This window comes from Pollutimonas rozaliensis, assembly GCF_048751585.1.
GTDB lineage: Bacteria > Pseudomonadota > Gammaproteobacteria > Burkholderiales > Burkholderiaceae_B.
Genome location: NZ_JAZHOB010000119.1, coordinates 1 through 271, shown reverse-complemented (window position 1 = coordinate 271; position 271 = coordinate 1). Strand labels below are relative to the sequence as shown.

The following is a 271-nucleotide window of genomic DNA, read 5'->3' as shown; positions in this document are numbered from 1 at the left end:
GTAAAGGTACCGAAGAACGCCCGCTCCTGCTTGAGCTTGGCATCGCCATTGAACAAGCGGTTCAGGGCCACCAGGTCTTCACTGCGACCAATCACGCAGATCACATCCCCCGGCTTCAGTCGGGTGCTGCCTTTGGGGTGGAGCATGACGTGGTTGCGGAACAACGCCGAGATCAAGGCGCCGGAGGGAAACCGCAGCAGCCGGATAGGCACATCGTCCAGGTCCTGGTTTTCCACCGTATAGACGAACATTTCAAAATCGTTTTCCGGCA

1 protein-coding gene is annotated in these 271 nt (G+C 57.6%); it reads right to left on the bottom strand.

Going from position 1 to position 271, the window contains the following annotated elements:
• The coding region (locus V0R37_RS22215; protein ID WP_420376568.1) for a TrkA C-terminal domain-containing protein at positions 1-271 on the bottom strand (271 nt) is incomplete at both ends.